This window comes from Pseudomonas sp. FIP_A4, from assembly GCF_036701605.1.
Taxonomy (GTDB): domain Bacteria; phylum Pseudomonadota; class Gammaproteobacteria; order Pseudomonadales; family Pseudomonadaceae; genus Stutzerimonas; species Stutzerimonas phenolilytica.
In genome coordinates this window covers 536,837-555,606 of sequence record NZ_JAYDXP010000127.1, presented here as the reverse complement: position 1 = coordinate 555,606, position 18,770 = coordinate 536,837, and the positions used below count along the sequence as shown (strand labels likewise).

Below are 18,770 nucleotides of genomic sequence, written 5' to 3'. Positions count from 1 at the left end.
CGGCCGGCCCAGCTTCTATCCTTGCGCAGCCATCATTGCGAGACCATCCGATGCAGACCCGCGAATCCGACGTACCGCCAGCCGGGCGCGTATCGGCGATCTTCGTTCGCCACCCGCTCTGGGAAGATGCCCTGGCGCTGCTCACCGGCACGGCGCTGGTCGCCCTCGGCATCGCCTTCTACGCCCACGCCGGGCTGCTCACCGGCGGCACGGTGGGGCTGGCCTTCCTGCTCAAATACCTGGCCGACTGGTCGTTCGGCCCGGCGTTCTTTTTGCTCAACCTGCCGTTCTACGCCCTGGCAATCTGGCGCATGGGCTGGAAATTCACCCTGCGCACGGTCTGTGCGGTGGCGCTGGTGTCGCTGTTCGCCGAGCTGACCCCGCAGTGGGTGCGCTTCGCCGAGCTGAATCTGGTCTACGCCGCGGTGTTCGGCGGCTTCGCGATGGGTGTCGGCCTGCTCATCCTGTTCCGTCATCGCGCCAGCCTGGGCGGGGTGAATATCCTTGCGCTGTTCCTGCAGGAACGCTTCGGCCTGCGCGCCGGCAAGGTGCAGATGGCCATCGATGCGCTGATCGTGCTGGCGGCGGTGTTCGTCGTCGCGCCGGAGCGGGTGCTGCTGTCGGTGCTGGGCGCGGTGGCGCTGAATCTGGTGCTGGCGATCAACCACCGCGCCGGTCGCTACATGGGCGTCAGCTGAGGCTGATGAGCTCGACCTGCGCTTGACCGCCGTCCAGCTCCAGCACGGCGAGGCTGATCGGCAGGCTGAAGCGTCGCGGACCGGCGCTGCCCGGGTTGACATAGAGCACGCCGTCGCGCCGCTCGACCTTCGGCTGGTGCGAGTGGCCGGCGATGACTACATCGATGCCGGCGGCGACGGGGTCGCGATCCAGCTGCTTGAGGTCGTGCAGCACGTGGATGGCGAGCCCGGCGATGCGCAGGTCCAGTCGTTCCGGTAGCGCCTGCGCCCAGTCCCCGTGGTCGACGTTGCCGCGAATCGCCGCCAGCGGCGCAACCGCGCGCAGCGCGTCGAGCACCGCGGGCTTGCCGACGTCGCCGGCATGGATGATCTGCGTGCAGCCGCGTAGCGCCGCCAGCGCTTCGGGGCGGAGCAGGCCGTGGGTGTCGGCGATCAGGCCGATGCGCATTGCGGTGCTCCTCGCGGTCGGGCGGCTCAGGGTAGCAGGTCGCGCCAGGCCGGCAGCGTTCCGGCCCGGCTGGACCGGCCTCAGCGCTGCTCGCTCTGCGGCGTCACCCGCAACACTTCCTCGAGGGTGGTGAGGCCGGCGGCGACCTTCTGTGCGCCGGACAGGCGCAGGCTGCGCATGCCGTCCTTGAAGGCCTGGCGGCGCAGGGCGACGAGGTCGGTGTCGGCGGTGATCAGCGGCTTGATCGCATCGTTGAGCAGCATGATTTCGTAGACGCCGGCGCGCCCACGGTAACCGGTGTCGCGGCATTCCAGGCAGCCCACTGCCTGCTGCGCATGGGTGGGCAGCGGCGCGTTCCACGGCTTGGTCAGCGCGGCCCAGTCGTCGGCGTCCAGCTGCGCCGGCGTCTTGCAGTGCGGGCAGAGCGTGCGCACCAGACGCTGGGCCATCACGCCGAGCACGGTGGCCTTGAGCAGATAGTGCGGCACGCCGAGTTCGAGCAGGCGGCTGATGGCGCTGGGCGCGTCGTTGGTGTGCAGCGTGGAGAGCACCAGGTGCCCGGTGAGCGCGGCCTGGATGGCCATCTCGGCGGTTTCCAGGTCGCGGATCTCGCCGACCATGATGATGTCCGGGTCCTGGCGCATCAGCGCACGCACGCCGCTGGCGAAGGTCAGGTCGATGTTGTGCTGCACCTGCATCTGGTTGAAGGCGCCCTCGATCATCTCGATCGGGTCCTCGATGGTGCAGACGTTCACCTCGGGCGTCGCCAGCTGCTTGAGCGTGGTGTAGAGCGTGGTGGTCTTGCCCGAGCCGGTCGGCCCGGTGACCAGAATGATGCCGTTGGGCTGGCAGGTCATGCTCTGCCAGCGGCGCAGGTCGTCGGCGGAAAAGCCCAGCTGGTCGAAGCCCTTGAGCAGCACCTCGGGGTCGAAGATGCGCATCACCATCTTCTCGCCGAAGGCGGTCGGCAGCGTCGACAGGCGCAGCTCCACCTCACCGCCATCCGGGGTCTTGGTCTTGACCCGGCCATCCTGCGGCTTGCGCTTCTCGGCGACGTTCATCCGCCCGAGCGTCTTCAGGCGGCTGACCACTGCCATCGTCACCTGTGGCGGGAACTGGTAGACGTTGTGCAGCACGCCGTCGATGCGAAAGCGCACGGTGCCCTGCTCGCGCCGCGGTTCGATGTGAATGTCGCTGGCGCGTTGCTGGAAGGCGTACTGGAACAGCCAGTCGACGATGTTGACGATGTGCGAGTCGTTGGCGTCCGGTTCCTGGTCGCTGGCGCCGAGGTTGAGCAGCTGCTCGAAGTTGCCGACGCCGCTGATCTTCTGGTCCGTGGCGGTGGCGCCGCTGACCGACTTGGCCAGGCGGTAGAACTCCACGGTGAAGCGCTGGATGTCTGCCGGGTTGGCCACCACGCGCGTGATCGGGCGCTTGAGCACGTGCGTGAGGTTGGCTTCCCAGCCTTTGACGAAGGGCTGGGCGCTGGCGATGGTCACGCTATGACCGTCTACCGCCACGGCGAGAATCTTGTGGCGCTGAGCGAAGGCGTAGGACATCAGCGGGGTGACGGCGGCGACGTCGATCTTCAGCGGGTCGATGCGCAGGTAGGGCTGGCCGGCCAGCTCCGCCAGCCAGGCGGTGAGGGTTTCCAGGTCGAGCTTCTTGCCGGCGCGCTGGCGGTCGTCGAGCTGCTGCGCGGCGAGAAATTCCAGCGGATGCTGCTGGTTGTTCACCGCGCTGCGGCGTACCGCCAGGCACTGCTCGGCGCTTTCCTGGTCGACGCGACCCTGGGCGACCAGCTCGCGCAGCAGGTCGTTGAGGTCGAGCGGTCGGTCGGCGAGGGACGGGGCGAAGGCGGACATGAAAAGCGACTCCTGGGCAAAGGCAGCGGCGGGCCGTGGGCCGACTCCGCTTCGGCGGCGCAGGGTCGGTGGCGCCGTTGGCGCCGGCCTGACCCGCGCTGCGCAGCTTACTTCTCGAGCAGTTTCCAGGCCTTGAGCGTCCACACAATATGCGCCTGCTCGGCACGCAGCTGGCGGGCCTCATCGGTCAGCGGCTGGCGTGCCAGCTCATGGAGCTTGGCCAGTTCGCCATACAGGCGATCGGTTTCCGGCAGTTCCAGCAGCACGCCGCGGGCCAGGTGCAGCCAGACCAGCAGGCGCTCCATGCGCGGGCTCTGCTCGACCAGGTCTTCGGGCTGGCGCTGGTAACGCGGCAATTGCAGCGCCTTGGCTTCCTCGGCGAGCAGGTGCATCAGCCACTTGTCCAGCTCGGCAGCGCCTTGGCGATCGCCCCGTGCATTGCGGCCGACGGTCCAGCCGCGCTGCAGCAGCCATTGCGAGGCCTTCAGCGAGAACAGGCCCCAGCGAGTGCGGCCGAGTTCGGCGGCGAATTCTGCCGGTGCGGCCTGGCGGATCGCCTCGTCATCCTGGCCGGCTTCCAGGCGCGGGCGCCAGTCGCCGATCAAGGCATCGAGCAGCTCGCGCAGCTCGCGGCTGCTGGCGCGCGGCGCGGCCTGGCCGAGGCTGCCGAGCAGCGCGCGCAGCTCGATCAGTTGCGCCAGCCAGTCGTTCAGCAGCTTCCAGTGACCATTGAAGCGGTATTGCTCGGCCAGCCGCTGGCTGTTGCCGAGCAGCTGCCAGCCGAGCGCGGGCACCGCGTCGTCCAGCGGCATGCTGGCGTCCAGCACCGGTGCCGGAAGATTGAGGCCATAGCCTTCGGCATCGTAGAGACGGTAGCCGCGCTCGGCCTTGCTGATGTCGCAGGGCATCAGCGGCAGGTCGGCGGCCAGTTCGATGGCCAGCTCCAGCAGCGCTTCGGGCTCGCCCTGGCGCAGTTCCAGCTCCAGCTCGCAGATTTCCTCGGCGCGCTTGCCGGCCTTGACCTGGCCGAGGTCGAGCGCGGCCTCGATGACCACCTTGGCCTTGCCGCGGCCCCAGGCGATCTCGGCCTTCTCGCGGACGAAGTCGGTGCTGAAGATGGGCTTGAGGGTCTTCTTGTCCAGCTCCGCCAGTTCGGCCGGCCAGCAGTCGTCGGTGAGCTTCTTCAGGTCCAGCTTGGCCTTGTCCAGGTGCCAATCCCACTCGTTACGCTCGGACAGCCCGGCAACGCTCTGGCCGCGGCTCTTGAGCGTCTGGATGATCTGCTCGCCGTCGCGGCGCAGGCGCAGGGCGACCCGGGCGCGCGCGAGGGCGCGGTCGGCGCTGTCGTAGTACTGGTTGAACAGCTCGTGGCTCGCCCAGCCGCTCTTGTTGCGCTTCTTCAGCAGCGGGTGCTCGCGCAGGGCCAGCAGCGTTTCACGGCTGGCGCGCAGCTTGATTTCGGTTTCCTTGGCCATCTTCGACTCGCAATAGGGTGGATTCGGGTGCCGCTGCCAATGGCAGAGGGGACCGAAGTCCCCTCTTTGTAGCACGCACGGGCGGCCGGGTCAGACGAACAGCTTGGTCCCCAGCCAGAACAGGCCGGCGGAAAGCGCGATGGTGGCCGGCAATGTCAGTACCCAGGCCATCAGGATCGTGCGGATGGTGTTGATCTGCAGCCCGCTGTTGTTGGCGACCATCGTACCGGCGACGCCGGAGGAGAGGATGTGCGTGGTGGAAACCGGCAGGCTGTAGAGGTTGGCCATGCCGATGGCGAACACCGCGGTGACCTGCGCGCACATGCCCTGAGCGTAGGTCATGCCCTGCTTGCCGATCTTCTCGCCGACGGTGCGCACCACGCGCCGCCAGCCGACCATCGTGCCGAGGCCGAGCGCCAGAGCCACGGCGAGGATCACGCCGAACGGCGCGTATTCGGTGGTGGCGGTGAGGTCCTTGCGCAGCTTGTCGAGGTCGGCCTGCTCGCGCTTCGGGATGCCCTTCAGCTTGCCGACCTTCTTCGCCGTGTCGTCCAGGCAGAGCAGGTAGCGGCGCACCTCGATGCGGCGTTCGGCCGGCATGTCGCGGTAGTTGGTGATTCCGTCCAGGCTGCCCAGCAGTGCATCGATGGTCGGCTCGGTGAGCTGCGGGTCGCAACGGAAGTGGCGGGGCAGCTCGGTCTGGCCGTTCTTGCCGAGCGCCAGGTAGTCCTGCAGCGCGTCGTGGTTGCGCGCATAGAACTGCTGCAGGTGGACGGCGGCGTGACGGGTCCGTTCGATCTCGTAGCCGGTGCTGGTCTGGTCGAGCACGAACTTGGCCGGGACGATGCCGATCAGCACCAGCATGATCAGGCCGATGCCTTTCTGGCCGTCGTTGGAACCATGCACGAAGCTCATGGCCATGGCCGAGACGATCAGCACCAGGCGGTTCCAGAACGGCGGGTGCTTCTTGCCCTTGTGCTGCGAGCGGATGTGCGGGGTGTCGTGCATCTTGTTGACCGGGAAGCGCTTGCGCAGCAGCCACAGCAGCAGCGCGCCGATCAGGAAACCCGCCAGCGGCGAGAAGATCAGCGACAGGCCGATATCGATGGCCTTCTTCCAGTTGACCCCGTCGGCCACCGAGATATCGGTGAGCATGGCATTGGCCAGCCCGACGCCGAGGATCGAGCCGATCAATGTGTGTGAGCTGGAGGCCGGGATGCCGAAGTACCAGGTGCCGAGGTTCCAGGCGATGGCCGCGGTGAGCAGGGCGAACACCATCACCAGGCCGCGCCCTGTGTCGACATTGATCAGCAGTTCCACCGGCAGCAGGTGGACGATGGCGTAGGCGACCCCGACGCCGCCGAGCAGGACGCCGAGAAAGTTGAAGATGCCGGAGAAGACCACTGCCAGATGCGGCGGCATCGCATTGGTATAGATCACCGTCGCCACCGCGTTGGCGGTGTCGTGGAAGCCGTTGATGAACTCGAAACTGAGGACGAAGAGCAGGGCGAGGACGAGGCTGGCTGCGACCCAGAAGTCGAGTCCGCTGAAGAGATCGAACATGAAAGTGTCCGCGGGGGGTCTTTGGAGGCGCGGGATTATGCCAGAAGGTTCACATCATGGCCTTTTGGATATGTAACCGACGCCCGGCACCCGCCCCGGCCAAGGTTTTTCCGCCAGGCGGTCACATTAGTTTTATAATTGCGGCTTCCTTACCGAAAGGCGCTGTCTATGCCAATCAATCCGTTCGTCAGTCTCTTCGGCCGTTCGCCCATCGGCCCGATGCAGCAGCACATGGCCAAATCCCACGAATGCGCGGCGAACCTGGTGCCGTTCTTCCAGGCGGTGATGGCGCAGGACTGGGAACGCGTCGAACAGATCCAGCAGGAAATGGTTCAGCTGGAGAATGAGGCCGACAAACTGAAGAAGAGCGTCCGCCAGCACCTGCCCAAGAGCCTGTTCCTGCCGGTACCGCGCTCGGACCTGCTCGATCTGCTGAGCGTGCAGGACAAGATTGCCAACCGGGCCAAGGACATCGCCGGCCTGATGCTCGGCCGCTGCATGAACATTCCCGCGCAGCTGCAGCCGCAGATGCTGGCTTATGTGCAGCGTTGCGTCGACGCCAGCACCCAGGCGCTCAAAGCGCTCAAGGAACTCGACGCCCTGCTGGAAACCGGCTTCAGCGGCCGCGAAGCCGTACTCGTGGAAAAAATGGTCGAGGAGCTCGAAGACATCGAGCGCGACACCGACCGCATGCAGGTTGCCGTGCGGCGCGCCCTGTATCAGCTGGAAAAGGACCTTCCGCCCGTGGATGTGATCTTCCTCTACAAGATCATCGAATGGGTCGGCGACATCGCCGACCGTGCCGAACGTGTCGGCAACCGACTGGAACAATTGCTGGCGCGCTGAGCGCCAGCATCCTTTCTGGCTTCAACAGGTAATCCTTATGTCTCTTCTCTCGGAATACGGTTTCGTACTCCTCGTGCTCGCCTGCATGTTCGGTTTTTTCATGGCCTGGGGCGTGGGCGCCAATGACGTGGCCAATGCGATGGGCACCTCGGTCGGCTCCAAGGCACTGACCATCCGCCAAGCGATCTTCATCGCCATGATCTTCGAATTCTGCGGCGCCTACCTGGCCGGTGGCGAAGTGACCGAGACGATCAAGAACGGCATCGTCGATGCGGAGATCATCACGCCGGACCTGATGGTGCTGGGCATGATGTCGGCGCTGCTGGCCGCCGGCACCTGGCTGCTGATCGCGACCTCGCGCGGCTGGCCGGTATCGACCACGCACTCGATCGTCGGCGCGGTGATCGGTTTCGCCGCCGTCGGCATCTCGATGGATGCCGTGCAGTGGGGCGCCATCGGCCCGATCGTCGCCAGCTGGGTGATCACCCCGTTCCTTTCCGGGCTGGTGGCTTTCGGCCTGTTCATGAGTGTGCAGCGGCTGATCATGGATACCGACGAACCGTTCCGTAACGCCAAGCGCTATGTGCCGCTGTACATGTTCGCCACCGGCTTCATGGTCGCGTTGATGACCGTGACCAAGGGCCTTAAGCATGTCGGGCTGCACCTTTCCGGGGCGCAGGGCCTGCTGCTGGCGGTGGCCATCGGTCTGCTGGTGATGTTCGCCGGGATCGCGCTGCTGTCGCGCATCCAGGTCGACGCGGAAGCGGATCGCACCTTCCACTTCGCCAGCGTGGAGAAGGTCTTCGCCGTGCTGATGGTGTTCACCGCCTGCTCGATGGCCTTCGCTCACGGCGCCAACGACGTGGCCAACGCAGTCGGTCCGCTGGCGGCCATCGTCGGCGTGATCGAGTCCGGCGGTGCCGGCGACATCGCCGCCAAGTCCGCCGTGCCGGGCTGGGTGCTGTTGCTGGGTGCGCTGGGGATCGTCATCGGCCTGGCCACCTACGGTTACAAGGTGATCGCCACGGTCGGCAAGGAAATCACCGAGCTGACCCCCAGCCGCGGCTTCGCTGCCGAGCTGGCGACGGCGTCCACCGTGGTCGGCGCCTCGGCCATCGGCCTGCCGGTGTCGACCACCCATACGCTGGTCGGTGCGGTACTCGGCATCGGCATCGCGCGCGGCATCGGCGCGCTGAATCTGGGCGTGATCGGCAAGATCTTCGTTTCCTGGATCGTCACGCTGCCGGCCGGTGCGCTGCTGTCGATCCTGTTCTTCAGCATTCTGCAAGGCCTGTTCGGCTGATTGTGGCGCCGCCCGCTGGTCGCTGGGCGGCGCGATTTCGGCATCGCGACGGGTTTCATGCTTCACTGCACGCGTCGTTCGCCATGCCGAGGAGCCGTCCGTGTCTATCCCTTCTCTCAAGGAGCAGTTCGCCGCGCTGATCGCCGCGTCGTCGGTGAGCTGCACCCAGCCCGTCTGGGACCAGAGCAACCGCGTCGTGATCGAGCTGCTGGCCGGCTGGCTCGGCGAGCTGGGTTTCGCCTGTGAGACTCCCGAAGTCGCTCCCGGCAAGTTCAACCTGCTGGCCGCCTACGGCTCCGGTCCGGGCGGCCTGGTGTTGGCCGGACACAGCGATACCGTGCCCTACGATGCCGGTCTGTGGACGTCCGATCCGCTGCGCCTGCGCGAGGCTGACGACCGCTGGTACGGGCTGGGCAGCTGCGACATGAAGGGCTTCTTCGCACTGGTAATCGAGGCCGTGCGCACGCTGCTCGACCAGCCGTTCCGCCAGCCCCTGCTGATCCTCGCCACTTGCGACGAGGAAAGCTCGATGTCCGGCGCCCGCGCGCTGGCGGCGGCCGGCCAGCCGCTCGGGCGGGCTGCGCTGATCGGCGAGCCCACCGGCCTGCGCCCGGTGCGGCTGCACAAGGGCATCATGATGGAGCGCCTGGAAATCCTCGGGCAGAGCGGCCATTCGTCCAACCCGGCCTACGGCCACAGCGCGCTGGAGGCCATGCACGCGGCGATGGGCGAGCTGCTGGCGCTGCGCCGCGAGTGGCAGGCCGAGTTCAACAATCCGCTGTTCGACGTGCCCGGGCCGACGCTCAATCTCGGCTGTATCCACGGCGGCGACAATCCCAACCGCATTTGCGGCCAGTGCGCGCTGGAATTCGACCTGCGTCCGCTGCCGGGCATGGACCCGGCACAGTTGCGCACGGCGATCCGCCAGCGCCTGCAGCCGCTGGCCGAGCAGCATCGGGTGAGCATCGAGCTGGCGCCGATCTTCCCCAGCGTGCCGGCCTTCGAGCAGGCCGCCGACAGCGAGCTGGTACAGCTTGCCGAACGCCTCACCGGTCACGCCGCCCACGCGGTGGCGTTCGCCACCGAAGCGCCTTATCTTCAGCAGCTCGGCTGCCAGACGCTGATCCTCGGGCCAGGCGACATCGCCTGCGCGCATCAGCCGGACGAGTATCTTGAGCTGGCGCGTATCGAGCCGACCGTGCAGCTGCTGCGGCGGATGATCGCGCACTACTGTCTGCAACCGGCGCGGGCCTGACGCCGCGCCTCTTCGTCAATCCCACGGGTTCATCCATGCACGACTACGTCACCTGGCTTCGCGACTCCTCGCCCTACATCAATTCGCACCGCGACCGCACCTTCGTCGTCATGCTGCCGGGCGACGGCCTGGAGCATGCCAACTTCGCCAACATCGTCCACGACCTGGTGCTGCTGCACAGCCTTGGCGTGCGCCTGGTGCTGGCGTTCGGCTCGCGGCCGCAGATCGAGGCGCGACTGGCGGCGCGCGGCATCGAGCCGCGCTATCACCGCGACCTGCGCATCACCGATGCGGCGACGCTGGAATGCGTGATCGATGCGGTCGGACAGATGCGCATCGCGCTGGAAGCGCGGCTGTCGATGGACATGGCCGCCTCGCCGATGCAGGGCGCGCGGCTGCGCGTGGCCAGCGGCAACTTCGTCACCGCGCGACCGATTGGCGTGCTTGACGGTGTCGACCTGCACCACACCGGCGAGGTGCGGCGCATCGACCGCAAGGGTATCGGCCGCCTGCTCGACGAGCGCACCATCGTGCTGCTGTCGCCGCTGGGCTACTCGCCGACCGGGGAGATCTTCAACCTGGCCTGCGAGGATGTCGCCACCCGGGCCGCCATCGACCTGCAGGCTGACAAGCTGGTGCTCTACGGAGCCGAGACCGGGTTGCTCGACGAGAGCGGCAGGCTGGTGCGCGAGCTGCGCCCGCAGCAGATTCCGGCCTACGTCGAACGCCTCGGCAGCCAGTACCAGGCCGAGCTGCTCGACGCCGCCGCGCAGGCCTGCCGCGGCGGTGTGCGGCGCAGCCACGTGGTCAGCTACGCCGACGACGGCGCGCTGCTCAACGAACTGTTCACCCGCGACGGTGCCGGCACCCTGGTCACTCAGGAGCAGTTCGAGCAGCTGCGCGAGGCGACCATCGAGGACGTCGGTGGGCTGATTGACCTGATCACCCCGCTGGAGGAGCAGGGCATCCTCGTGCGCCGCTCGCGCGAGGTGCTGGAGCGCGAGGTCGAGCAGTTCAGCATCGTCGAGCGCGACGGGCTGATCATCGCGTGCGCGGCGCTCTATCCGATCGCCGATTCGGACGCCGGCGAGCTGGCCTGTCTGGCGGTCAACCCGGAATACCGCCACGGCGGGCGCGGCGACGAACTGCTCGAACGCATCGAGGAGCGTGCGCGCAAGCTCGGACTGAAGAAGCTCATCGTGCTCACCACGCGCACCGCGCACTGGTTCCGCGAGCGTGGCTTCGAGCCGATCGGCGTCGAGCACCTGCCGGCGGCGCGCGCCTCGCTGTACAACTTCCAGCGCAACTCGAAGATCTTCGAAAAGGCGCTCTGAGGCGCTGGCGGCGGGCAGCGCGCCCGCCGCAGACAATGCTCAGGCGTCGAGGCTGCGCTGGTAATCGGCGACGAAACTGTCGAAATCCAGGCGATCGGCCGCTTCCATCGCGGTCTGCTGTTCCAGCGATTGCCGCGCCGCAGTTTCGAAACCGGCCATCACCTCGGCGGGCAGTGGCTCTGCGCGGAAATGCCCGGCATGGAGGAGCGTCTGGCGCATGGCGAACCGGCTGAAGCTCTCGCCGCTGCGGCGCAGCTCGTCGAGCACCCGTGCCGACGGGGTCAGGCGGCTGTCGGCGACCTTGGCCCGCTGTTCGGCGAGCGCCTCGGCATGCCGCGCGTCGCCGTGGCTGCGGTCGAGCAGGGCGGCGACACGGCCAATGCCGTCGAGCAGTTCGCCGGCCCAGACGGTGAGGGGCAGGTTCTCGCCGCGGCGGCGCAGTTCCAGGCCGGGGCGCCGGCCCTCCTTGACCACCTTGAGGAAGTTGTCGGTGGCGGTGCCGCATTCGCCTTCGGCCAGACAGGGGCTGTCATCCAGCGCGCAGAACAGCAGGAAGGCATCGAGGAAGCGTGCCTCGCCGAGGTCGATACCCAGCGGCAGGAACGGATTGATGTCCAGGCAGCGCACTTCGATGTACTGGATGCCGCGCGCCCGCAGCGCCTGCAACGGCCGCTCGCCGACCGCAGTGACGCGCTTGGGGCGGATATTGGAGTAGTACTCGTTTTCTATCTGCAGCACGTTGGTGTTGAGCTGCTGCCAGTTGCCGGCGGCGTCCTTGGTGCCCAGCGCCACGTAGGGTGCATATGGCGTGGAGACCGCGTGATAGAGGCTTTCGGTATAGCTTGGCAGGTCGTCGTAGCAGGGCGTCAGGCCGGCCTGGGCGTTGTTCTGGTAGCCCAGGTCGCTCATGCGCAGGCTGGTCGCCCAGGGCAGGTAGAGCGTGTGCTCATCGAGCTGTTCGAGCTGATGCGCGCGGCCGCGCAGGAAGCCGACATCCAGCGCCGGCGAGGCGCCGAACAGGTACATCAGCAGCCAGCTGTAGCGACGGAAGTTGCGGATCAGGCTGATGTAGCGGCTGGAGCGATAATCCTGCGCGCTGCGCTGATCACCGTCGTCGGCCTGCAGCACCGCCCACAGTTGCTCGGGCAGCGAGAAGTTGTAGTGAATGCCGGCGATGCACTGCATGGTCTTGCCGTAGCGCAGCGCCAGGCCCTGGCGGTAGACGTGCTTGAGCCGGCCGACGTTGGAGCTGCCGTACTCGGCGATGGGAATGTCCGCCTCGTCTGGCAGCGGACAGGGCATCGACGGGCTCCAGAGGAATTCGCCGTCGAGCTTGGCGTAGGTGAACCGGTGGATGGTCTCCAGCTCGGCCAGCGTGTTGCGCGGGTCCTGGTCGGTGCCGGTGATGAACTCCAGCAGCGCCTCGGAATAGTCGGTGGTGATCTGTGGATGCGTCAGCGCCGAGCCGAGGGCACGCGGATGCGGGCTGTGGGCCAGCTGCCCGTGCGCATCGACGCGCAGGCATTCGCGCTCGATCCCGTGCAGGCATTGGCTGAGCAGCGGCAGGTTGGTTTGCTCGGCCAGCAGTGCCAGACGATGAGAGAGAAGATCGCTCAACTTGTGGATTCCTTCACGCGACAGTCGGCCCAATATGGGGACGCAAACGCCGCTGCACAAGAGCGGCGTTTGCGTGCGGACACGATGGGCGCGGCGTTACAGGCAGGCGAAGGTGGCCTGCGCCTTGGCGATCAGCTTGTCGCCCTGGTGCACCTCGGCTTCGAGCACCTGGGTGCGCCGGCCGCCATGCACCACCCACGCCCGGCAGCGTAGCTCGCCGTCGGTGACCGGGCGGATGTAGTTGACCTTGCATTCCAGCGTCACGCTGTTCGGCGAGCCGTCGCCGAGGCTGTGGCTGGCCTGGCCCATGGCGGTGTCGATCAGCGAGAACAGCGCGCCGCCGTGCAGCTTGCCGTGCAGGTTGCGCAGACCGTCGTGCATGGTCAGGCCGAGCACGGCCTCGCCATTACCGACCTGGTGGATTTCCAGGCCGAGCAGACGGCCGAAGGCGCTGGAGTTGCCCACCGCCTCTACTTGCATGCTCATGCTTATTTCCTCAGCTGCTTGGCGTTGGCGAACAGCGCGGCCATCGCCGCGTTGGCCGGCGCGGGCTTGTCTTCCCGGGCGTGGCGTTCGCTGCGCGGGGCGTTGCCGCGTGGCTTGCTGCCGCCGCGCGGGCCGTCGGTCTTCTCGCCTGGGGTATCGCTCATGCGCATGGACAGGCCGACGCGCTGGCGCGGGATGTCCACTTCCATGACCTTGACCTTGACGATGTCACCGGCCTTGACCACCTCATACGGGTCCTTGACGAACTTCTCGGAGAGCGCCGACACGTGCACCAGGCCGTCCTGATGCACGCCGATGTCGACGAAGGCGCCGAAGTTGGTCACGTTGGTCACTACGCCCTCCAGCACCATGCCGGGCTTGAGATCGGCCAGCGTCTCGACGCCGTCCTGGAACTCGGCGGTCTTGAACTCCGGGCGCGGGTCGCGGCCCGGCTTGTCCAGTTCGCTGAGGATGTCGGTGACGGTCGGCAGGCCGAAGGTTTCGTCGGTGAACTTCGCCGGGTCCAGGCGCTTGAGGAACGCCGAATCGCCGATCAGTGAGCGGATGTCGCGGCCGGTGTCGGCGGCGATGCGCTTGACCAGCGGGTAGGTTTCCGGGTGCACCGCGGAGGCGTCCAGCGGGTTGTCACCGTTCATCACGCGCAGGAAGCCGGCGGCCTGCTCGAAGGTCTTGTCGCCCAGGCGCGGCACCTTCTTCAGCTCGCTGCGCGACTTGAACGCACCGTTGGCATCGCGGTAGGCGACGATGTTCTGCGCCAGGGTGCCGTTGAGCCCGGAGATGCGCGCCAGCAGGGCGGCGGAAGCGGTATTCACGTCGACGCCGACGGCGTTCACGCAATCCTCCACCACCGCATCCAGCGAGCGCGCCAGCTTGAGCTGGGACACGTCGTGCTGGTACTGGCCGACGCCGATGGATTTCGGGTCGATCTTCACCAGCTCGGCCAGCGGATCCTGCAGGCGGCGGGCGATGGAGACGGCACCGCGCAGGGACACGTCCAGATCGGGGAATTCCCGGGCGGCGAGCTCCGAGGCCGAATACACCGAGGCGCCGGCTTCGCTGACCATGATCTTGGTGAGCTTGAGACCGGGTACTTTCTTGATCAGCTCGCCGGCCAGCTTGTCCGACTCGCGGCTGGCGGTGCCGTTGCCGATGGCGATCAGGTCGACCGCATGCTTGGCGCACAGCTTGGCGAGGATCGCCAGAGTGCCGTCCCAGTCGTTGCGCGGTGCGTGCGGGTAGACGGTGGCGGTTTCCAGCAGCTTGCCGGTGGCGTCGACCACCGCGACCTTGCAGCCGGTGCGCAGGCCCGGGTCGAGCGCCAGCGTCGCACGCGGGCCGGCCGGGGCGGCGAGCAGAAGGTCGTGCAGGTTGCGGGCGAACACCGAGATGGCCTCGTCTTCGGCTTTGTCGCGCAGCTCACCGAGCAGATCGGTTTCCAGATGGGTGTAGAGCTTGACCTTCCAGGTCCAGCGCACCACTTCGCCCAGCCACTTGTCGGCGGCGCGACCGCGGTTGGCGATGCCGAAGCGCTCGCCGATCATGCCTTCGCCCGGGTGCATGCTGCCCGGGGTCTCGTCACCGACCTTGAGGCTGACGCTGAGGATGCCTTCGTTGCGGCCGCGGAAGATCGCCAGCGCGCGGTGCGACGGGGTGTTCTTCAGCACCTCGTCGTGTTCGAAATAGTCGCTGAACTTGGCGCCTTCGCTTTCCTTGCCCGGCACCACGCGGGCGCTGAGGGTGGCGTTGTGCTTGAGGAACTCGCGCAGCTTGGCCAGCAGGTCGGCGTCTTCGGCGAAGCGCTCCATGAGGATGTACTTGGCGCCTTCGAGCACGGCTTTCACATCGGCAAAGCCCTTCTCGGCGTCGACGAAGCGCTCGGCTTCTTGCTCTGGCGTAAGGTCCGGGTTGCCGAACAGCGCATCGGCCAGTTCGCCGAGACCGGCTTCCAGGGCGATCTGGCCCTTGGTGCGGCGCTTCTGCTTGTAGGGCAGGTAGAGGTCTTCGAGGCGGGTCTTGGTGTCGGCGAGGTCGATCTCGCGCTTGAGCTCGGGGGTCAGCTTGCCTTGTTCCTCGATGCTGGCGAGGATCGAGACGCGACGCTCGTCCAGCTCGCGCAGGTAGCGCAGGCGCTCCTCCAGATTGCGCAGCTGGGTATCGTCGAGGCTGCCGGTGACTTCCTTGCGGTAACGGGCGATGAAGGGCACGGTGGAGCCCTCGTCGAGCAGCGCGACGGCGGCGGCTACTTGTTGCGGGCGCACGCCCAGCTCGTTGGCGATACGGGAGTTAATGCTGTCCATGTGATGTCCTGCGGGCGGGATGACGGCCGGCCGGCCAGAAAAGCGCGCAAGTGTAACTGAGAGCGCTTCAGCTGGGTCGGTCAGCCGACGGCTTCCTCAGCGGAAGTCCGCGTAGGGCGTCAAGGGCTCTACCGGCAGCGGCAGGTCGCCGCGCCACGGCGCCAGGTTGTAGCGCAGGTAGAGCAGCGCGCGGCTTGGCGCATAGTCTTCGCTGTGCAGCAGGCTTACGCCGCCGCCCAGCACGAGATGATCGCTGAGGCGCCGTTCGAACAAACCCTGCAGGCGATAGCTGATGCCGCGACTGGTGGAGCTTTCGCTTGCGCCGTTAGCGATGTCTGCATCGCTCGCTTGCAGCCGGCGCCGTTGCGAACCGAGCGGGTAGTCGGGGCCGCCATCGCTTTGCGACACGGACCAGCCGACGCTGCTTTCCAGCAGTACGGACCAGTCTTCGTTACGCCAGGCGTAGCTCACCGGCACGCCGATGGAGTTGTAGGCCTGCGGGCTCCAGTAGCCGCCCTGGCCGAGGGTGTAGCCGCTCAGGTCCTTGTCGTAACCGAAGTGGATAAGGGTCAGACCGGTGCGCACGCGCTCGCTGGGGGTGTCGGCCAGCTTGTAGTAATAGCCGGTCATCGCCGTGGTGCGATTGTTGCGCGCGACGTTGTCGCCAAGCAGCCAGTGGTAGCCCAGCGAGGCCCAGACGCCATGGGCGCCACCCTGGTCCCAGCTCAAGCCAAGGCTGCTACCGTTTGCGGTCACCGCACCCCATTGTTCGCCGGTCACCGGGTCGCGACTGCCGCCGTAGGACAGCAGCGAGTTGCTCATCGGTCGGCGCGACGCGCTGAGCGACAGACCGAAAGGCCCGGCGTCGCCCCGGCCGGTGATGCCACCGTAGAAGTTGTTGATCTCGAAACCCTGGGTCAGGCCCAGATCGGCTTCCCAGCGTTCGTCACCCCAACCGCCGGCCAGCAGCGCCGCTTCGGCCTGCTGGCGCTTGCCGGCGCATTTGCCATCGACGAACGCGCAGGCGCCAAAGGGGGCATCGTCTTCGAGCGTGCCGGCATCCAGCGCCAGTCGCTCGGCGCGAACAAAGCTGCGCCCATTGGCTGCCGGCCATTCCACGTGTAGCAGCGTCGTGTCGGTCAGCAGTTCGGAGATGCCCGGGGTGCCGTCGTCGTTGCGCCAGCCATGGTCATGCAGCAGCGTCACGGTGACATCCTGCTGCTGGTGCAGGTTCGCCACATCGTTGCGCAGGCTGCGGATCAGCCAGTCGTCCGTCTCGTTCTCACGGGTAGCCTGGGTCAGATCGGCGTCGCTCGCGCCTTCCGGCATCAGTTCGGCATCGACCATGGCCTTGCGGTAGTAAGCCATCGCACGGTCCGGCTCGGTCCTGGCCAGCAGGCGTGCCGTATCGCGGCGCAGCAGCGGGTCCGGCTCCTCGACCTGAGCCTCCAGCTGCTCGAGCATCTGCCGGGCCTTTGCCACTTCGCCGACCGCCGCCCAGCTGTTGGCCAGGCGCCGAATGGCGTTCGGCTCATCGTTGCCGAACTGTGGCGGTGCGTCATGCAGGGCCTGGCTGGCTTCGTTCACCTGTCCCGTGGCGAGCAGCAGCTCGATCTGGGCGAGTCGTGCCGCGGCGTGTTCCGGATCGATGCGCAGCGCGCGTGCCAGATAGGACTGTGCTGCGGCTGGCTCGCCGCGCTCCACCGCCCAGTCGGCCAGCAGCAGGAGGTCGTCCACCGAGTCTCCATGGCTGCGCAGGCGCTGCTGCATCAGATCGGCCGCCGCGGTTTCTCGCCCCGCCGCGCGCAGCTTGGCTACACGCGACATGAATTCGCGCCGCTCGACACGCGCCGCAAGCGTGCGGATGTCATCGTTCCAGTCGCTCGCGGGGATCTGTTGCAGGCTGGTCAGGGCCTGGGCGTCGCGTTCGGCCGCGGCGAGATAGAGCGCATGTGCATAGCGTGTGGTCGGATCAGCGGGCTTGCGCGCGAGCAAGTCATCGAAGGTGCTGTCCGCCTCGTAGAAGGCGCCCTGCGTACGTAGCGAATTGGCCAGCCGGTAGGTCAGCCAGGGGTCGTTCGGGTCGAGCCTGCGAGCCTGGCGCAGTGCCTCGCTCGCTGCAGCCTGGTCGCCGCGCTCCAGTGCCTGGTCGGCCTGGAGCTGATAGCGAGCCAGGAGCAAAGCATTGCGCAGTTCGTTGAATTCCTGGCGCTGGGGCGCAGCAAGGGTTTCGATGAATGCCAGCGCACGCTCCGCGGATTCTGCTCGATAGAGGCGCACCAGCCCGCGGATCGCGCCGCCGTTGGCCGGGTCACGCGCAAGCAGGCGGCGATAGGCGGCTTCGGCTTCGTCGGTGCGGCCTTCGGCTTCGGCGACCTGGGCCAGACCGAGCGCGGCGAAGATGCTATCGGGTTGTTGCCTGAGCGCACGGGTATACAGCGCCGCCGCTTCGCGGGGCCGCTGTTGTTCCAGCGCCTGGTCGGCCTGCTCGAGGGCGAGCCAGTAGCGGGTCGAGTCGATCAGGTCGCTCCACTTGCTCAGGTTGTCGATGTCCGCCTCGTTGTCCTTGGCGCGCTGGAAGTACACCAGGGCTTCCGGGCGGTGACCGGGGCGCATGAGGGCAAGGCCCAGGCCGCCGAGCAGTTCGGGGTCCTTCGGGTAGCCGCGCAAGGCCTGGCGGAGTTTGGCTTCCGCGGCTTCGTCCTGGCCCTGATCGAGCAAGCGCAGGCCCTCTTGGCCAGCCCGCCAGAGCGGGTCGGCGAGCAGCCGCTGCTGCCGCTCCAGGTGTTGCCGGGCGTCACCGGCGAAGCGCCCGTTCGGATAGCGCTCGAGAAAGGCCTTCCAGGCCTTGGGTCCGTTGTCGTCGATCCGCCTGGTAGCCAGGTACTCGAACTCCCGCTGTGCCGCGGCATCGGTCGCCACCGGGTTTCGGCCCAACTCGGCCAGCAATGCCAGCGCCGCCTTGTCCTGCCCATCGGCAAACAGCAGATTCGCCAGCAACTGGCGTAGCTGGGGGTTGCCCGGGTACTCGTCGTCCAGGCGGCGCAACGCACCGATCGCCGACGTGCGCTGCCCCGGCTGGGCGCTGCGCAGGCGCCAGTATTCGACGGCCAGTTCCAGTGTCGGTGGCTGGTCGCCATAGAGGGCTTTGAAGCCCTGCAGCGCGTCATCCGGCCGGCCGGCCAGGGCTGCCAGACGGGCCTGCTGCAGGCGCTGTTGGCCGGCTTCACTGCTCAGTTCGACGAGCACCCGCCCGGTGCGCTCGGCCTCGCTACCGGCAGCGGTCTGCTGCAGGTTCTGCTGCAGCGTCGCCAGCTGCGGCAGGTCGCGCTGGCGCAGGGCGAGCCGCATCTGCGCCAGCGTCGCCTGCGTATGGCCGGGCGCGACACGTTGCAGGCGTGTCAGCGCGTCACGAACCAGCTCGTCACGGTTGACGGCCTCGGCCGCGCGCACCTGGGCGAGCAACCACTGGGTCTGCTCGGCGCGGTCCGTCGGGACCTCGGCGTGACTCAAGATCGGTAGCAGTGCGGCGAGCAGTAGAAGCGGGGCCTTGTGCATCGCG

13 protein-coding genes are annotated in these 18,770 nt (G+C 67.3%); 5 read left to right on the top strand and 8 right to left on the bottom strand.

Annotated features, from left to right (window positions below):
* Window positions 1-50: 50 nt before the first annotated feature.
* Entirely contained in the window at window positions 51-698 is a 648-nt protein-coding gene (locus tag U8L64_RS17945) for a YitT family protein (RefSeq protein WP_043295313.1), read from the top strand.
* Here U8L64_RS17945 and U8L64_RS17940 read toward each other — a convergent pair.
* From U8L64_RS17940 to U8L64_RS17925, 4 genes are all read right to left on the bottom strand, one after another.
* Window positions 691-1,146: a metallophosphoesterase family protein gene (locus U8L64_RS17940; RefSeq protein WP_054093967.1), complete on the bottom strand. Its 456-nt coding sequence runs from the start codon at window positions 1,144-1,146 to the stop codon at window positions 691-693. The genes U8L64_RS17945 and U8L64_RS17940 overlap by 8 nt on opposite strands.
* A gap of 80 nt (window positions 1,147-1,226) precedes the next feature.
* Window positions 1,227-3,011 (bottom strand): GspE/PulE family protein, encoded by a 1,785-nt coding sequence (locus U8L64_RS17935; protein WP_333398417.1) that lies wholly within the window; start codon window positions 3,009-3,011, stop codon window positions 1,227-1,229.
* A gap of 107 nt (window positions 3,012-3,118) precedes the next feature.
* Window positions 3,119-4,486, bottom strand: a complete 1,368-nt coding sequence (locus U8L64_RS17930) for a CYTH domain-containing protein (RefSeq protein ID WP_333398416.1) — start codon at window positions 4,484-4,486, stop codon at window positions 3,119-3,121.
* Window positions 4,487-4,576: 90 nt separating this feature from the next.
* Entirely contained in the window at window positions 4,577-6,049 is a 1,473-nt protein-coding gene (locus U8L64_RS17925; RefSeq protein ID WP_043295320.1) for an inorganic phosphate transporter, read from the bottom strand.
* Between the two features lie 168 nt (window positions 6,050-6,217).
* On the opposite strand from U8L64_RS17925, the gene U8L64_RS17920 reads away from it, so the two are divergent.
* The 4 genes from U8L64_RS17920 to argA all read left to right on the top strand — a co-directional run bounded on the left by U8L64_RS17920 (window position 6,218) and on the right by argA (window position 10,787).
* The gene (locus tag U8L64_RS17920) at window positions 6,218-6,895 is read left to right on the top strand and encodes a TIGR00153 family protein (RefSeq protein WP_043295322.1); all 678 of its coding nucleotides are present in this window, start codon (window positions 6,218-6,220) and stop codon (window positions 6,893-6,895) included.
* Between the two features lie 37 nt (window positions 6,896-6,932).
* Window positions 6,933-8,198 (top strand): inorganic phosphate transporter, encoded by a 1,266-nt coding sequence (locus U8L64_RS17915; protein ID WP_043295323.1) that lies wholly within the window; start codon window positions 6,933-6,935, stop codon window positions 8,196-8,198.
* A 100-nt stretch (window positions 8,199-8,298) separates the two neighbouring features.
* Entirely contained in the window at window positions 8,299-9,453 is a 1,155-nt protein-coding gene (gene argE / locus U8L64_RS17910) for an acetylornithine deacetylase (protein ID WP_333398415.1), read from the top strand.
* A 35-nt stretch (window positions 9,454-9,488) separates the two neighbouring features.
* A complete protein-coding gene (gene argA, locus U8L64_RS17905; RefSeq protein WP_008569410.1) occupies window positions 9,489-10,787 on the top strand; it encodes an amino-acid N-acetyltransferase in 1,299 nt (432 codons plus the stop codon).
* A 39-nt stretch (window positions 10,788-10,826) separates the two neighbouring features.
* Here the strand turns inward: argA and gshA are convergent, their stop codons facing one another.
* From gshA to bcsC, 4 genes are all read right to left on the bottom strand, one after another.
* The gene (gene gshA / locus U8L64_RS17900; RefSeq protein ID WP_333398414.1) at window positions 10,827-12,404 is read right to left on the bottom strand and encodes a glutamate--cysteine ligase; all 1,578 of its coding nucleotides are present in this window, start codon (window positions 12,402-12,404) and stop codon (window positions 10,827-10,829) included.
* Window positions 12,405-12,500: 96 nt separating this feature from the next.
* Complete coding sequence (locus tag U8L64_RS17895) at window positions 12,501-12,890, bottom strand: PaaI family thioesterase (protein ID WP_008569412.1); 390 nt, start codon at window positions 12,888-12,890, stop codon at window positions 12,501-12,503.
* A 2-nt stretch (window positions 12,891-12,892) separates the two neighbouring features.
* A complete protein-coding gene (locus U8L64_RS17890) occupies window positions 12,893-15,208 on the bottom strand; it encodes a Tex family protein (protein ID WP_043295329.1) in 2,316 nt (771 codons plus the stop codon).
* Window positions 15,209-15,304: 96 nt separating this feature from the next.
* A complete protein-coding gene (gene bcsC / locus U8L64_RS17885; protein ID WP_333398413.1) occupies window positions 15,305-18,766 on the bottom strand; it encodes a cellulose synthase complex outer membrane protein BcsC in 3,462 nt (1,153 codons plus the stop codon).
* Between the last annotated feature and the right edge of the window lie 4 nt (window positions 18,767-18,770).

Coding starts and splice junctions, on each gene's coding strand:
- U8L64_RS17945 (WP_043295313.1), top strand. CDS start 51: ATGCAGACCCGCGAATCCGACGTACCGCCAGCCGGGCGCGTATCGGCG.
- U8L64_RS17940 (WP_054093967.1), bottom strand. CDS start 1,146: ATGCGCATCGGCCTGATCGCCGACACCCACGGCCTGCTCCGCCCCGAA.
- U8L64_RS17935 (WP_333398417.1), bottom strand. CDS start 3,011: ATGTCCGCCTTCGCCCCGTCCCTCGCCGACCGACCGCTCGACCTCAAC.
- U8L64_RS17930 (WP_333398416.1), bottom strand. CDS start 4,486: ATGGCCAAGGAAACCGAAATCAAGCTGCGCGCCAGCCGTGAAACGCTG.
- U8L64_RS17925 (WP_043295320.1), bottom strand. CDS start 6,049: ATGTTCGATCTCTTCAGCGGACTCGACTTCTGGGTCGCAGCCAGCCTC.
- U8L64_RS17920 (WP_043295322.1), top strand. CDS start 6,218: ATGCCAATCAATCCGTTCGTCAGTCTCTTCGGCCGTTCGCCCATCGGC.
- U8L64_RS17915 (WP_043295323.1), top strand. CDS start 6,933: ATGTCTCTTCTCTCGGAATACGGTTTCGTACTCCTCGTGCTCGCCTGC.
- argA (WP_008569410.1), top strand. CDS start 9,489: ATGCACGACTACGTCACCTGGCTTCGCGACTCCTCGCCCTACATCAAT.
- U8L64_RS17895 (WP_008569412.1), bottom strand. CDS start 12,890: ATGAGCATGCAAGTAGAGGCGGTGGGCAACTCCAGCGCCTTCGGCCGT.
- U8L64_RS17890 (WP_043295329.1), bottom strand. CDS start 15,208: ATGGACAGCATTAACTCCCGTATCGCCAACGAGCTGGGCGTGCGCCCG.
- bcsC (WP_333398413.1), bottom strand. CDS start 18,766: ATGCACAAGGCCCCGCTTCTACTGCTCGCCGCACTGCTACCGATCTTG.